The organism is Marinobacter flavimaris (assembly GCF_002933295.1).
Lineage (GTDB): Bacteria > Pseudomonadota > Gammaproteobacteria > Pseudomonadales > Oleiphilaceae > Marinobacter > Marinobacter flavimaris.
This window is the reverse complement of record NZ_PSSW01000006.1, coordinates 186,576-201,533: the sequence shown is the minus strand read 5'-3', so window position 1 is coordinate 201,533 and position 14,958 is coordinate 186,576. Positions and strand designations below refer to the sequence as shown.

The 14,958-nt window shown below is 56.3% G+C and carries 15 protein-coding genes; 14 read left to right on the top strand and 1 reads right to left on the bottom strand.

Translation table 11 applies throughout. From position 1 onward, the window contains the following. Positions 1-5: 5 nt before the first annotated feature. The gene (locus MDHKLMBL_RS13070) at positions 6-1,271 is read right to left on the bottom strand and encodes an EAL domain-containing protein (RefSeq protein ID WP_104270963.1); all 1,266 of its coding nucleotides are present in this window, start codon (positions 1,269-1,271) and stop codon (positions 6-8) included. A gap of 228 nt (positions 1,272-1,499) precedes the next feature. On the opposite strand from MDHKLMBL_RS13070, the gene MDHKLMBL_RS13065 reads away from it, so the two are divergent. The 14 genes from MDHKLMBL_RS13065 (at position 1,500) to MDHKLMBL_RS13000 (ending at position 14,879) form a co-directional block, all read left to right on the top strand. After that, positions 1,500-2,798, top strand: coding sequence for an MFS transporter (locus MDHKLMBL_RS13065; RefSeq protein WP_062783728.1), 1,299 nt, complete (start codon positions 1,500-1,502; stop codon positions 2,796-2,798). A gap of 339 nt (positions 2,799-3,137) precedes the next feature. Continuing rightward, a complete protein-coding gene (gene mnmG / locus MDHKLMBL_RS13060; RefSeq protein ID WP_008172567.1) occupies positions 3,138-5,024 on the top strand; it encodes a tRNA uridine-5-carboxymethylaminomethyl(34) synthesis enzyme MnmG in 1,887 nt (628 codons plus the stop codon). Between the two features lie 9 nt (positions 5,025-5,033). Next, positions 5,034-5,678: a 16S rRNA (guanine(527)-N(7))-methyltransferase RsmG gene (rsmG, locus tag MDHKLMBL_RS13055; RefSeq protein ID WP_104270962.1), complete on the top strand. Its 645-nt coding sequence runs from the start codon at positions 5,034-5,036 to the stop codon at positions 5,676-5,678. Between the two features lie 50 nt (positions 5,679-5,728). After that, complete coding sequence (locus MDHKLMBL_RS13050; RefSeq protein ID WP_008172572.1) at positions 5,729-6,523, top strand: ParA family protein; 795 nt, start codon at positions 5,729-5,731, stop codon at positions 6,521-6,523. Positions 6,524-6,583: 60 nt separating this feature from the next. Then, complete coding sequence (locus tag MDHKLMBL_RS13045) at positions 6,584-7,459, top strand: ParB/RepB/Spo0J family partition protein (RefSeq protein WP_039881967.1); 876 nt, start codon at positions 6,584-6,586, stop codon at positions 7,457-7,459. A gap of 272 nt (positions 7,460-7,731) precedes the next feature. Further along, on the top strand, positions 7,732-8,130 hold the full coding sequence (locus tag MDHKLMBL_RS13040) for a F0F1 ATP synthase subunit I (RefSeq protein WP_008172578.1): 399 nt from the start codon (positions 7,732-7,734) through the stop codon (positions 8,128-8,130). A gap of 19 nt (positions 8,131-8,149) precedes the next feature. Then, on the top strand, positions 8,150-9,022 hold the full coding sequence (gene atpB / locus MDHKLMBL_RS13035) for a F0F1 ATP synthase subunit A (RefSeq protein ID WP_008172580.1): 873 nt from the start codon (positions 8,150-8,152) through the stop codon (positions 9,020-9,022). Between the two features lie 75 nt (positions 9,023-9,097). Next, complete coding sequence (gene atpE / locus MDHKLMBL_RS13030; protein WP_012138088.1) at positions 9,098-9,355, top strand: F0F1 ATP synthase subunit C; 258 nt, start codon at positions 9,098-9,100, stop codon at positions 9,353-9,355. Positions 9,356-9,424: 69 nt separating this feature from the next. Then, the gene (locus tag MDHKLMBL_RS13025; protein ID WP_008172587.1) at positions 9,425-9,895 is read left to right on the top strand and encodes a F0F1 ATP synthase subunit B; all 471 of its coding nucleotides are present in this window, start codon (positions 9,425-9,427) and stop codon (positions 9,893-9,895) included. Positions 9,896-9,910: 15 nt separating this feature from the next. Further along, the gene (locus MDHKLMBL_RS13020; RefSeq protein WP_008172588.1) at positions 9,911-10,447 is read left to right on the top strand and encodes a F0F1 ATP synthase subunit delta; all 537 of its coding nucleotides are present in this window, start codon (positions 9,911-9,913) and stop codon (positions 10,445-10,447) included. A 28-nt stretch (positions 10,448-10,475) separates the two neighbouring features. Beyond that, positions 10,476-12,020, top strand: coding sequence for a F0F1 ATP synthase subunit alpha (gene atpA / locus MDHKLMBL_RS13015; RefSeq protein WP_008172590.1), 1,545 nt, complete (start codon positions 10,476-10,478; stop codon positions 12,018-12,020). A 75-nt stretch (positions 12,021-12,095) separates the two neighbouring features. Beyond that, positions 12,096-12,959: a F0F1 ATP synthase subunit gamma gene (gene atpG / locus MDHKLMBL_RS13010; RefSeq protein ID WP_008172593.1), complete on the top strand. Its 864-nt coding sequence runs from the start codon at positions 12,096-12,098 to the stop codon at positions 12,957-12,959. A 55-nt stretch (positions 12,960-13,014) separates the two neighbouring features. Beyond that, positions 13,015-14,409 carry a F0F1 ATP synthase subunit beta gene (atpD, locus tag MDHKLMBL_RS13005; protein ID WP_008172594.1) on the top strand — a complete coding sequence of 465 codons (1,395 nt, stop codon included), beginning with the start codon at positions 13,015-13,017 and terminating at the stop codon, positions 14,407-14,409. Positions 14,410-14,456: 47 nt separating this feature from the next. Further along, positions 14,457-14,879 carry a F0F1 ATP synthase subunit epsilon gene (locus tag MDHKLMBL_RS13000; protein ID WP_008172596.1) on the top strand — a complete coding sequence of 141 codons (423 nt, stop codon included), beginning with the start codon at positions 14,457-14,459 and terminating at the stop codon, positions 14,877-14,879. The last annotated feature ends 79 nt before the right edge of the window (positions 14,880-14,958 follow it).

Below are 14,958 nucleotides of genomic sequence, written 5' to 3'. Positions count from 1 at the left end.
GATGATTACAGGGTGGCCGGGAACTCCAGCTGGCCGCCAAACATCTCATCCGGATGTATGTCGACGCACAAGACCTGTTGCCCCGGCAGCATTGTTGACAGGGTGACGGTACGTTTTGCATCCGGCAGACCGACATAGGGCCGACAGCTGCTGATGTGCTGGGGCCGTTCCAGGGCATTCCGGAAGTACTCCCGGTGGGTCCATTGAGCGCCGGCGGAATGATACAGCGGATTGAACTTTCCGCGATGAATGTCCGGATTGGCGCGGGCAAGGTTGCCTTGCTGGATGCCCTGTGGATTGAGCAGGAAGCAGCGTTTCACGCCATCCACTTCCAACAGCTTGTTGCAGGCGGTGCTGAACGGCAACTCCCGGCTCAGGGAATGGCAGGCTTCGAGAATTTCGAAACGCAGAAGGCGGAAATAACTCTCCTGATCCCGTATGTCCTGGGCTGATGACTCGCTGGAATCGGCAATGATGCGTTTTAGCGCCTGTTCGGTCAGCTCCGGCTCGTGTTGTTTCAGGTTGGACGGCCTTGCGAACAGGAAGCCCTGCAGAAGATCGGCCTCCGTTTGCAGGGCAATGTGAGCCTGGGTGTGGTTCTCGATCCCTTCCAGAAGCACGAGGCTGCCGCTTTCGCGGATCATCTTTACCAGACTCTCCAGCAGCATTCGGGCGCGACTGTTGTTCTCGGCGTTTACCAATAGGCTCCGGTCGAGTTTCACAATCAGCGGATTGATGCGCCACAGGCGCTCAAAATTGGAATCGCCCATACCGAAATCGTCGATAGCGATCTGAAAGCCGTGTGCTTTGGCCTTGAGGATGAATTCCAGAAGTGCGGCTGGGTTGTCGGATGCGGTTTCGACCAGTTCCAGAACCACTTTCTCGGGATCTATTCCGCTACGCTTGCATTGCAGAGCAAGCTTCTCCAGGGAAGCTTCCGGATGGATGCAGGTACCGGGATTGATATTCAGGAACAGCCAGACGGCCTGGGAGCTGGCCGCAAAGTTGTCCAGGTGAAGCTGCAACAGATGCCGGTCCAGCTCCGGTGTCTGGTTGTTTTTTTCGGCCTGTTCGAAAAGCGTAAACGGAGAGACACTCTCATTATTCTTTCTGACCCGGACCAATGCCTCGTAGCCAACCAGTTTTCGATGGGTTGGGCTCAGGATCGGCTGGTAAACAGAACTGAAATCATAGTCGTCGATGATCTTGGGAGTCCTGGATATTTCGGCTCCGCGATAGATGCGCCTTGGAAGTCGGACTACGCTGCTCATGGTCAGGAACCTTTATAGTGCCAATAATCCAGCCATCCTGGCCTGATAAAATAGTGTCTGAACAAGGAGACCAAGCGAATTGCGTACCAGACGGCCAAAAATCAAGCGTTTAAATATGCTTAACCCCGTCAAATAAATGAACATGATTGCCGCTTTCTACGCTACCGCACCGGATCCGGGCAGATTTTCGGTCGCAATGCCGGCAACGCACCAAAACAGGGTTTCTTGATGCCATCGAAAAGTCAGTTCCGTTTGCTTGGCCAACGCCGGTTCCTGCCGTTTTATCTGACCCAGTTCTCTGGCGCTTTCAACGACAATCTGTTCAAGAACGCGCTGCTGCTGCTGATCACCTACAGTGCCGGCGGTTTGATGGGGTTGTCGGTGAATGTGGTGGTTAACCTGGCCGCTTTCCTCTTCATACTGCCGTTTTTCCTGTTTTCGGGTATTGCCGGCGAGATGGCGGATCGCTACGAAAAATCCCGAATCATCCGGAATGTGAAGCTGGCGGAAATTGTCATCATGGCCGTTGCCGCATTCGGACTGTGGTTCGGCTGGTACGAGTTGTTGCTGGTTCTGCTGTTCCTGATGGGTACCCAGTCCACGTTCTTCGGTCCGGTGAAATACGCGATCCTGCCCCAGGTGTTGGCGGACGATGAGCTGGTGGGCGGCAATGGCCTGGTTGGTATGGGCACGTTTGTGGCGATCCTTCTGGGCACCATTGCGGCGGGTCTATTGATGGGCTTTGAGATGGCGGCCCGGCTGACGGCGGTTGCCGTTTTTGTCATGGCGGTGTTCGGCTATCTCGCGGCGCGTCAGGTTCCGGTGACCGAATCCGATGGTTCCGGTGTCAATGTCCGTTTTCGCCCGGTGCTCGAAACCTGGAAACTGATGGCTCTGGCGGCCGAGCGCCGGCAGGTGTTGCTGGCGGTGCTGACGATCTCCTGGTTCTGGTTCCTTGGAGCCGCCTATCTGACCCAGTTTCCCAATTTTGCCCGCACCAACCTCCTGGGTGACGAGACCGTGGTGACCCTGTTATTGGCCATGTTCACGATCGGCATTTCTATCGGCTCCATGATGTGCGAGCGACTCACCAAACACCGCATTACCCTGTCACCCGTGCCCTGGGGCGCCCTGGGGCTGAGCCTGTTCGGAATAGACCTGTATTTTGCGGTGCCGGATGATCCCATGGCCTCCACCTGGTGGACCCTGTTGACCGATCCTGTCTATCTGAGGGTTTTGATGGATCTGGTCGGTATCGGGATTTGCGGCGGTCTTTTCATCGTGCCTCTGTACGCCTTTATCCAGCACGAAACGCCACGGACCAAACGTGCCCGTATCATTGCTGCGCTGAATGTCATTAATGCTTTGTTCATGGTGGTGAGTGCCCTGGCCGGAATTGTGGTGCTTGGTGTGTTGGAGGTAAGCATTCCGGGGTTTTTCCTCCTGCTCTCGCTCCTGAACGGGTTGGTGTTGCTGGTGGTCTGGCGGCTTCGACGAAAAACAGCCGGCAGTTCTGTGGATAATTAGTTGGACAACCTACGGAAAGCCTCTGGATTACTTTCTGTAAAATACAATAAAACAATAACTTAAGTGTTTTTTTAGGGTGATTAATAAGTAGTCTTGCATGTGGATAACTTTCTTGAAAACTTTTCTGAGAAGAGTGATCCAAACCCATGAAAAGCCGTAGGTTTCGGTTTTCCACTATCCATTTAACGCTCGGAAAAGTCCCCTTTGAGCCCTGACCAGGCCACTGCCGCTTTCAACGTGGTTCGTCTCTGGTTAAAATTTGCACATCCTGACTGCAATTTCCCGGGTGAAGCGTTATACTCGCCGCCCGATTTTATCCCCCGATTTCCGAGGTGAGCTGTGGATTTTCCGACCCGTTTCGATGTCATTGTCATTGGTGGTGGCCATGCCGGTACCGAGGCCGCGCTGGCGGCTGCGCGCATGGGTTCCCAGACCCTGCTGCTGACCCACAACATTGAGACCCTGGGCCAGATGTCCTGCAACCCGGCCATCGGCGGTATTGGTAAAAGCCATCTGGTAAAAGAAATCGATGCGCTTGGTGGTGCCATGGCCGAGGCCACGGACAAGGCTGGCATCCAGTTCCGGGTCCTTAACAGTCGCAAGGGACCGGCCGTGCGCGCCACCCGTGCCCAGGCTGACCGTGTGCTTTACAAAGCCGCCATCCGCCATACCCTGGAAAGCCAGCCGAACCTGACACTGTTCCAGCAGGCGGCGGACGATCTGATTGTGGAAAACGACCAGGTGACCGGTGTCGTGACCCAGACCGGTATTCGCTTCAACGCCAGGACCGTGGTGCTTACCACCGGTACTTTCCTGGGCGGCGTTATTCACATTGGTATGCAGCACCATGCCGGCGGCCGTGCCGGTGATGCGCCGGCCAATGCCCTGGCACAGCGCTTGCGGGAACTTCCGTTCAACGTTGGTCGCCTTAAAACCGGCACGCCGCCTCGCATCGACGCCCGGTCTGTGGATTTCTCGGTGATGCAGGAGCAGTGGGGGGATGACCCCACCCCGGTGATGTCCTTCATCGGCAGCCGTAGCCAGCATCCGGAACAGGTTTGCTGCTACGTGACCCGGACTACCGAACAGACCCACGATATTATCCGCAGCGGTTTCGACCGTTCGCCGATGTTTGCCGGCAGCATCGAAGGTGTGGGCCCCCGCTACTGCCCGTCGATCGAGGATAAGGTAAACCGCTTTGCCGACAAGGATTCACACCAGATCTTTGTAGAACCGGAAGGCCTGACCACCAATGAGCTCTACCCGAACGGGATTTCCACCAGCCTGCCGTTTGATATCCAGTTGGCAGCGGTGCGTTCGATTCCCGGTTTTGAAAATGCCCATATCACCCGGCCGGGCTACGCCATCGAATACGACTACCTGAATCCGCAGGACCTGCGCCATACCCTGGAAACCAAGTTTATCCAGGGCCTGTATTTTGCCGGCCAGATCAACGGCACCACCGGCTATGAAGAAGCGGGCGCCCAGGGCCTGCTGGCCGGGATCAACGCTGCCCTGCGGTCGCAGGAAAAAGACGAGTGGTACCCGCGTCGGGACGAGGCTTACCTGGGTGTGCTGGTGGATGACCTGATCACCATGGGCACGTCCGAGCCCTATCGCATGTTTACCAGCCGCGCCGAGTATCGCCTGATCCTGCGCGAGGACAACGCCGATCTGCGTCTGACCGAAACCGGTCGCAAGCTCGGCCTGGTTAATGATGAGCGCTGGCAGAAGTTCAATGACAAGCGCGAGGCGATCGCCACCGAGCGCAGCCGCCTCGAGGCCACCCGGATTCACCCGAATACCGAGGCCGGTGAGCGCGCCAACGGCTTTCTCAAGCAGCCGATGACCCGTGATCAGTCCCTGGCAGAGCTGCTGCGCCGGCCCGAGATTGTCTACAGCCACATTGCCGAGATCGGTGCCGAGAAAGCCGAAGATCCGGTGGTCGCGGATCAGGTGGAAATCGAGATCAAGTACGAGGGTTATATTTCCCGTCAGACGGATGAGATTGAGCGGCTCCGTAAAAACGAGAACACCGCCCTGCCGGTGGATCTGGATTATGACGTCATCGGCGGCCTGTCCAACGAGATCAAGCAAAAACTCAAGACCGTGCGGCCGGAAACCGTGGCTCAGGCCTCACGTATCCAGGGTGTGACCCCGGCGGCGGTGAGCCAGATCCTGGTGCACCTGAAAAAGCGCGACCTGCTGCGCAAACAGTCGGCCTGATCCGCGCCCATGACCAAGTCACTCTGGCACGGCCAACTCCGGGATGGACTGGCCACGATGGGCCTGTCCCTGGATGAGGATCGGCAGGAAAAGCTGCTGGCTTTTCTAGGCCTGCTTAGCAAGTGGAACCGGGCTTACAACCTCACGGCTGTGCGTGATGAGCGTGTGATGGTGTCCCGGCAACTGCTCGACAGCCTGAGCATTCTGCCGTGGGTAACGACGGACCATCTTCTGGATGTGGGCGCCGGCGGCGGCCTGCCCGGTATTCCCCTGGCGATCGCCCTGCCCGAAAAACGCTTTACCCTGCTCGACAGCAACGGCAAGAAGACCCGCTTTCTCAACCAGTGTGTGCTGGAGCTCGGCCTGAAAAATGTCGAGGTTGTTCACGGGCGCGCGGAAGATTGCAATCCTCCGGAACCCTTCAGCCAGATCAGCAGCCGAGCCTTTACCGCGCTCGAGAATCTGGTGAGCTGGTGCGGTGATCTGTTGGCAAATGAGGGTGAGTTCCTTGCCATGAAAGGTCAGTTTCCGGATGATGAAGTGTCTGCCCTTCCGGCTGGCTGGCAGGTAACATCCAGCCATTCCCTGGACGTACCGGGCGCCGATGGCGACCGCCACCTGCTGGTGATCGCCCGGACCGTGAATTCCCGGTAGTTTGGCAGTCCAATTTCTGAACCGGTAACCCATAAACAAGGAGGCAGGACATGGCGCGCGTGATTGCAGTGACCAATCAGAAAGGCGGCGTGGGCAAAACCACCACCTGCGTCAACCTTGCTGCCTCCCTGGCCGCCACCAAGCGTCGGGTGCTGCTGGTGGATATGGATCCCCAGGGCAACGCCACCATGGGCAGTGGTGTGGATAAAAACGCCCTGGAACTGTCTGGCTACGACATGCTGACCAAGCGCGCCAGTGCCGCCGAGGTGATCATTCCCGCCGAGGCTTCCGGCTTCGATATCCTTCCGGCCAACGGTGACCTGACGGCGGCCGAAGTGGAACTGATGAACGAAATTGGTCGCGAACACCGCCTGAGACTGGCGTTGAACACCGTTCGTGATAATTACGATTACATCCTCATCGATTGTCCACCATCGCTCAGCCTGTTGACGGTGAATGCCCTCTCGGCGGCAGACTCTGTGCTGATTCCCATGCAGTGCGAGTACTACGCCCTTGAGGGGTTAGCGGCGCTGATGAACACCGTTGAGCAGATTCAGGAAACGGTCAATCCGAATCTGCAGGTGGAAGGCATTCTGCGTACCATGTACGACCCTCGCAACAGCCTTACCCTGGACGTTTCCGGCCAGCTGAGCGAGTACTTTGGCGACAAGGTGTATCGTGCAGTGATTCCCCGCAATGTCCGTCTGGCCGAGGCCCCCAGCTATGGGGTTCCGGCCCTGAAATACGACCGCGCCTCCAAGGGTGCGATCGCCTACCTGGCCCTGGCCGGCGAAATGGTACGCCGCCACGGTTCAAAAAAGACATCCGCGCCGGTTGCGGTGTAACATACCGCCCTGTCACTCACTTAAGCACAACGATATTCAACGGGAAGAATGACTGACACCATGGCGGCGAAGAAACGAGGTTTGGGTGAACGTGGACTGGGCGCCCTGCTGGCGGGCTCCAAGGTCAATCTTGACCAGGAGCTGAAAGACCACGACGGTGAGCTCCGCGAAGTTCCCATTGATCTGATCCAGCGCGGCCGGTACCAGCCCCGGCGCGACATGGATCCCGCCGCCCTGCAGGAACTGGCAGATTCCATCCGCCAACAAGGCGTGATGCAGCCGGTGGTAGTTCGTCCCATCGCTGAAGGCCGTTACGAGCTGATCGCCGGTGAGCGCCGCTGGCGGGCCACCCAGATGGCCGGCCTGGACAGCATCCCTGCCATCATCCGGGATGTCCCCGATGAAGCCGCCATCGCCATGGCGCTGATCGAGAACATCCAGCGTGAGAACCTCAATCCCATTGAAGAAGCTTTCGCTCTTCAGCGCCTGCAGGACGAGTTTGGCCTGACCCAGGCCCAGGTGGCCGAAGCCGTGGGCAAATCCCGTACGACTATTACCAACCTGCTTCGACTGATCGGTTTGTCCGAAGACGTTCGTATTATGCTCGAGCATGGCGATCTGGAAATGGGCCATGGCCGGGCAATGCTGACCCTGGCGCCGGAACTGCAGATGCAGGTGGCCAAACAGGTGGTGGCCAAATCCCTGTCGGTTCGCCAGACTGAAGCCCTCGTACGACGGGTGCAACAGGAAACACCGGACAGCAAATCCCGGAAAAAGGGAGTGGTGGACCCCAACATTCGCGCGCTCCAGGATGACCTGGCGGAGCGATTGGGTGCACGAGTGTCCATCGATCATGGCCAGCGTGGCAAAGGCAAGCTGGTGATCGAGTACAGTTCCCTCGACGAACTCGACGGCATCCTGGGCCACATCAAATAAAATCGTCGGGGTTTTGTGGGTCGTCCGACCCCCCTACGAAAGTTCGTATCTGGTTACGTACACAACATGTAGTGGTGAAAAACTGAACGGCCGTCTATTTGTGACGAAAATTGCCAAAACCCAGTTATTACGCCGCTTTTGACGGATCAGCCGGTTCCCGGTTTTGTTGATTCGTGCACATTGAACACATATAATCTGCGGCGCTCGTGTCGGTGTATTTGCTTACTTTTTAAACGACATCGACCGAAAAGCACCGTACTTCCGGAACGAACATGACGAAGGCAGCTTCAGGCGGCATTGGCCGTCCACCCATCGCACGATGGTTTGTTATAGAGAGTGTGGTACTTGTCTTCGTCAGCCTGGCGTTTCTCTTGCGAGGCGAGGTTTCCGGTTATTCAGCGCTGCTGGGTGGACTTATCTTTCTGATCCCCCATGGTTATTTTGCGCTCAAGGCATTCCGCTACGCCGGCGCGCGGTCTGCCAAGAAGATCATGACGTCTTTTTATCAGGGTGAGGCCGGCAAGCTCATCCTGTGCGCCATCCTCTTCACGATGGTGTTCAAATGGATTCAGCCGCTTGATATTGCGGCACTTTTTTTAACATTTGCGATCATGCTGGTCACCAACTGGTTGACACCGCTTCTGGCGGGCAGCAATACGCAGCAAAGCTAACTGGACCTGGGAAACCGTTATGGCAGGAAGTGCATCCGAATATATCCAGCATCACCTCCAGAACCTCACCTACGGTAAACTTCCGGCAGGCTATGAGCGTGCCGACGGTACCGTACTTCAAGATGCAACCTGGACGCTGGCTCACACCGGCAGGGAAGCATCCGACATGGGCTTCTGGGCTCTGCACATCGATTCACTGGGCTGGGCAGTCGCCCTCGGTGCCCTGTTCCTGTTTATTTTCCGCTTGGCCGCCAAGCGCGCCACCTCAGACCAGCCCGGCGGGCTCCAGAACTTTGTTGAAGTGATGGTTGAGTTTGTCGATCAGAGCGTCAAGGAAACCTTCCACGGCAAGAACAAGGTGATTGCGCCGCTATCGCTGACCATCTTCTGCTGGGTATTCCTGATGAACCTGATGGACCTGGTGCCGGTAGACTTCCTGCCCCAGCTGTTCCACCTGATGGGTCTGGAATACATGAAGGTCGTTCCGACTACGGATGTAAACGTAACTCTGGGTATGTCCCTGTCCGTATTCGCTCTGATCATCTATTACAGCCTGAAAGTGAAGGGCGTGGGTGGCTTCGTTGGTGAGCTGACCCTGCACCCCTTCTCTTCAGACAACCTGTTCCTGAAGATTTTGCTTGTCCCGATCAACTTCCTGCTGGAAGGCGTGAGCCTGATCGCCAAGCCGATCTCACTGGCGCTGCGTCTGTTCGGTAACCTGTACGCAGGCGAGCTGATCTTTATCCTGATTGCACTGCTGCCGTTCTGGGCACAGTGGGCACTGTCTGTACCCTGGGCGATTTTCCACATTCTGGTTATCACCCTGCAGGCATTCATCTTTATGATGTTGACGATCGTGTACCTGAGCATGGCTCACGAAGACAGTCACTGATCGGACACCATTAAGCCGTAGTTCTAAACCCTAAACCCTTAAACTGAAAAACCTAACTGAAAACTGGGAGTTATCATGGAAACTGTAGTTGGAATGACCGCTATTGCCGTTGCACTGCTGATTGGCCTGGGTGCCCTGGGTACTGCGATTGGCTTTGGTATCCTCGGTGGCAAGTTCCTGGAAGGCGCTGCGCGTCAGCCGGAAATGACCCCGATGCTGCAGGTTAAAATGTTCATCGTTGCAGGTCTGCTGGACGCCGTAACCATGATCGGTGTTGGTATCGCACTGTTCTTCACTTTCGCCAACCCGTTTGTCGGCCAGATCGCCGGTTAATCGAGTCGCCAGAGCCGGGGTTTTGCCCCGGTCAGATGATTCTTAACAAAACAGGCGAGAGGTGAAGACGTGAACATTAATTTGACGATGATTGGTCAAGCCATCGCGTTCTTTATCTTTGTCGTCTTCTGCATGAAGTACGTGTGGCCGCCAATCATGGCCGCACTGCAGGAGCGTCAAAAGAAGATCGCTGACGGACTGGCTGCCTCAGACCGCGCTGCGCGCGATCTGGAACTGGCTCAGGAAAAGTCAGCTCAGGAACTGCGTGAAGCCAAGCAGCAAGCTGCTGGTCTGATTGAACAGGCCAACAAGCGCGCGGCCCAGATTGTGGAAGCATCCAAGGATGACGCCCGCAAGGAAGGCCAGAAGCTGATTGAGCAGGCCAAGGCCGAAATTGAACAGGAGCGGAATCAGGCTCGTGACGCTTTGCGTGCAGAAATTGCCAGCATTGCCGTTGCCGGTGCCGAGAAGATCCTGGAAACCTCTGTCGATGCCTCCAAGCACAACGAGATGTTGGAAAAACTGGCGGCAGAACTTTAAACGACGAGGTTCATCATGGCAGAACTGAGAACGCTGGCCCGTCCCTACGCAAAGGCAGCATTTAGTGCCGCTCAGGAGCATGAACAGCTGGCTGAGTGGTCCAAGGTGCTGACGATCGCCGGGCAGGTCACCGCGAACAAAGACATTCGACAGCTTCTCGCGAATCCGGGTCTGGAAGAGCAGAAGAAGGCTGAACTGATTCTGGAGGTCGCTGAAGATGGCGTCACCGATCAGGTCCGCAACTTTTTCGCTGTACTGGCTGAAAACCGCCGGCTGACTCTTCTTCCTGAGATTGCAGCGCTCTTCAACACGTACCGGGCTGATCTGGAGCGCACTGTTGATATCGAAGTTACCGCGGCTTTCGAGCTGACGGACGAACAGCAACAGAAGCTCGCCCAGGCACTTTCGAAGAAACTCGAGCGGCAAGTGTCACTCGCAGCGTCATTGGACAAGTCTCTGATTGGCGGCGTGATTATTCGCACCGGCGATCTGGTCATTGACGCATCTGTACGCGGAAAGCTGACCAAGCTGGCCGACGCTCTGGGCTCCTGATTTCAGCACAAGGTTTGAGGATATTGGCATGCAGCAACTGAATCCATCCGAGATCAGTGACATCATCAAGAAGAGAATCGAGAAACTCGACATCTCTTCCGAAGCAAAGAACGAAGGTACGATCCTGTCGGTATCCGACGGTATCGTGCTGATCCACGGTCTGGCCGACGTTATGTACGGCGAGATGATTGAATTTGCCAACGGCACGTTCGGCATGGCTCTGAACCTGGAGCGTGATTCCGTTGGTGCGGTTGTGCTGGGTGACTACGAAGATCTGGCTGAAGGCCAGAAAGTTCGTTGCACCGGCCGCATCCTGGAAGTACCGGTTGGTCCGGAACTGATGGGCCGTGTGGTCGACGCTCTGGGTAACCCCATCGACGGCAAGGGCGACCTCGGTACCGACCTGACCTCTCCGGTCGAAAAGGTTGCACCGGGTGTTATCGCTCGTCAGTCCGTTGATGAGCCGGTTCAGACTGGTCTGAAGGCAATCGACACCATGGTGCCGATCGGTCGCGGCCAGCGTGAGCTGATCATCGGTGACCGTCAGATCGGTAAGACCGCTGTCGCCATCGACGCGATCATTAACCAGAAAGACACCGGCATCAAGTGTATCTACGTTGCCGTCGGTCAGAAGCAGTCTTCCATTGCCGCCGTTGTGCGCAAGCTGGAAGAGCACGGTGCCATGGATCACACCATCGTGGTTGCCGCCGGTGCCGCCGATCCTGCAGCGATGCAGTTCCTGGCTCCGTACTCCGGTACCTCCATGGGTGAATACTTCCGTGACCGTGGTGAAGACGCCCTGATCATCTATGATGATCTGTCCAAGCAGGCTGTGGCTTACCGCCAGATCTCCCTGCTGCTGCGTCGTCCGCCAGGCCGTGAAGCATACCCGGGTGACGTATTCTACCTGCACTCCCGTCTGCTGGAGCGTGCGTCCCGTGTTAACGCTGATTACGTTGAGCAGCTGACCAACGGTGAAGTGAAAGGCCAGACCGGTTCCCTGACCGCTCTGCCGATCATTGAAACCCAGGCTGGTGACGTATCCGCGTTCGTACCGACCAACGTAATCTCCATTACCGACGGTCAGATCTTCCTGGAAACCAACCTGTTTAACTCCGGTATCCGTCCGGCGATGAACGCCGGTATCTCCGTATCCCGGGTAGGTGGTTCGGCCCAGACCAAGATCATGAAGAAGCTCGGCGGTAACATCCGTCTGGCTCTGGCCCAGTATCGTGAACTGGCCGCTTTCGCACAGTTTGCTTCCGACCTCGACGAAGCAACCCGTCAGCAGCTTGAGCACGGTCAGCGTGTAACGGAACTCATGAAGCAGAACCAGTACAGCCCGATGTCTGTGGCTGAAATGGGTACGGTTCTGTTCGCAGCCAACGAAGGCTTCCTGGACGACGTTGATGTCGACAAGGTAGTGAAGTTTGAAGCGCAGATGCTCGACTGGATGCGCTCCGAGCAGAAAGACCTCCTCGACAAGATCAACGAGAAAGGCGATTACAACGACGAAATCGCTGCCGGCCTCAAAGCTGCACTTGAGAAATTCAAGACCACTCAGAGCTGGTAAGAAAACGGGCCTGCGGCAATTGTCGCGGGCCGCTTTTCGTAGCAACGAGTGTCTAACTTGAGAAGGCAGTGAGTTATGGCCGTCGGCAAAGAAATACGTAACCAGATTTCAAGCATCAAGAGCACGCAGAAAATCACCAGCGCCATGGAAATGGTGGCTGCGAGTAAAATGCGTAAGGCTCAGGAACGCATGCAGGCAACTCGCCCGTATGCCGACAAGATGCGTCAGGTGATCGGGCACATTGCCAAGGCGAATGCTCAGTACAAGCACCCGTTCATGGTCGAGCGCGAGGTAAAGCGCGTGGGCTATATCGTGGTGTCAACTGATCGTGGCCTCTGTGGTGGTCTGAACATCAACCTGTTCAAAGCGCTTGTCCGTGAAATGAAAGCGTGGAAAGAAAAAGGAGTGGAAACCGATCTGTGCGCCATCGGGCAGAAAGGGGCTTCCTTTTTCCGGAGCTACGGCGGCAATGTCGTCGCGGCGCTGACCCATCTGGGGGACAGCCCGAGCTCTGAAAAACTCATCGGCAACGTCAAGGTTATGCTGGATGCGTTCTCGGAAGGCAAGATCGACCGTCTTTATGTGGTCAGCAACGAGTTCGTCAACACCATGACCCAAAGCCCGAAGGTCGAGCAGCTTCTGCCCCTGCCTGAGAGCGAAGACGAAGAAGAGATCAAGAACCAGTGGGATTATCTCTACGAGCCCGATGCCAGGCAGATCCTCGATGGCCTTCTGCCACGTTTTATTGAATCCCAGGTGTACCAGGGTGTGGTAGAAAATCTGGCATGTGAACAGGCAGCCCGGATGATCGCCATGAAGAGCGCAACTGATAACGCCGGTAGCATTATCGACGAGCTTCAGCTGGCTTATAACAAGGCGCGTCAGGCAGCCATTACCCAAGAGATATCGGAGATTGTGAGCGGCGCCGCTTCGGTCTGATCCGACCCACAATCCAACTGGTTTTATTGACTATCAAGATAACGAGGAACCGAGCATGAGTAGCGGACAAATCGTTCAGATCATTGGCGCGGTTATCGACGTGGAATTCCCACGTGACTCCGTACCCAAAGTATATGACGCACTGCTGCTTGAAGGTGGCGAAACAACTCTGGAAGTCCAGCAGCAGCTGGGTGACGGCATTGTTCGTACCATCGCCATGGGCAGCACCGAAGGCCTGAAGCGTGGCCTGAAAGCAGAAAACACCGGCAACCCGATTTCGGTACCGGTTGGTACCCAGACTCTGGGCCGTATCATGGATGTTCTGGGTCGTCCTATCGACGAAGCCGGCGAGATCGGCGAAGAAGAGCGTTGGGCGATTCACCGTAAGGCACCGGGCTATGCCGATCAGGCAGCGTCTGCGGACCTGCTGGAAACCGGCATCAAGGTTATCGACCTGATCTGCCCGTTCGCCAAGGGTGGTAAGGTTGGCCTGTTCGGTGGTGCCGGTGTTGGTAAAACCGTAAACATGATGGAGCTGATCAACAACATCGCGAAAGAGCACTCCGGTCTCTCCGTATTCGCAGGTGTTGGTGAGCGGACCCGGGAAGGTAACGACTTCTACTACGAAATGAAGGAGTCCAACGTTCTCGATAAGGTTGCCATGGTTTACGGCCAGATGAATGAGCCCCCTGGAAACCGTCTGCGTGTGGCCCTGACCGGTCTCACCATGGCCGAGAAGTTCCGGGACGAAGGTCGTGACGTACTGTTGTTCGTCGACAACATCTACCGTTACACCCTGGCAGGTACCGAAGTATCCGCACTGCTCGGCCGTATGCCGTCTGCGGTAGGTTACCAGCCGACTCTGGCTGAAGAGATGGGTCAGCTGCAGGAGCGTATTACCTCCACCAAGAACGGTTCCATCACGTCCATCCAGGCGGTATACGTACCGGCGGATGACTTGACTGACCCGTCGCCTGCAACCACCTTCTCGCACCTGGATGCTACCGTTGTACTGAGCCGTGACATCGCTTCCAAGGGTATCTACCCGGCGATCGATCCGCTGGATTCCACCTCTCGTCAGCTGGATCCGCTGATCATCGGTCAGGAGCATTACGAAGTGGCCCGTGGCGTGCAGACCAACCTGCAGCGCTACAAGGAGCTGAAAGACATCATCGCCATCCTGGGTATGGATGAACTGTCAGAAGAAGACAAGCTGACTGTAGCCCGTGCCCGTAAGATCGAGCGTTTTCTGTCCCAGCCGTTCCACGTTGCTGAAGTATTCACCGGTTCCCCCGGTAAGTACGTTTCCCTCAAGGAAACCATCAGCAGCTTTAAGGGCATCCTGAATGGCGACTATGATGAACTGCCCGAGCAGGCGTTCTACATGGTTGGTACCATTGAGGAAGCGGTCGAGAAAGCGAAGGAAATGAAGAGCAAGGCAAAGAGCTAATCTGAGCCGACGCATTTGTTTCCGGATCGATCAAAGAGGCAACTGACATGGGTATGACCGTGCATTGTGATGTGGTAAGTGCCGAAACAAAGATCTATTCCGGATTGGTGGAAATGCTGATCGCAGCGGGCTCTGAAGGTGACCTGGGTATTGCCCCGGGTCACACCCCACTGCTGACCCAGCTGAAGCCGGGCCCTATTCGGATTATCAAGCAGGGCGGTGAGGAAGAAATTCTTTACGTGTCCGGCGGGTATCTGGAAGTCCAGCCCAATCTGGTGACTTTGTTGGCGGATACCGCTGTTCGTGCAAAGGATGTGGACGAAGCAGCCGCGCTCGAAGCTCAGAAAGAAGCCGAGAAAGCACTTGCCAACAAGACTGGTGAATTCGAGTACTCCCGTGCCGCTGCAGAGCTGGCCGAGGCTGTTGCCCAGCTTCGTACCATCCAGCAGCTGCGTAACAAAATGCGCTAAGCATTTCCGTTTCGGGTTTGCCGAACACCGAAGCCGCATCCTGAGCGGCTGGAAGACCAACGTGTTGCGTTGGCCGTCC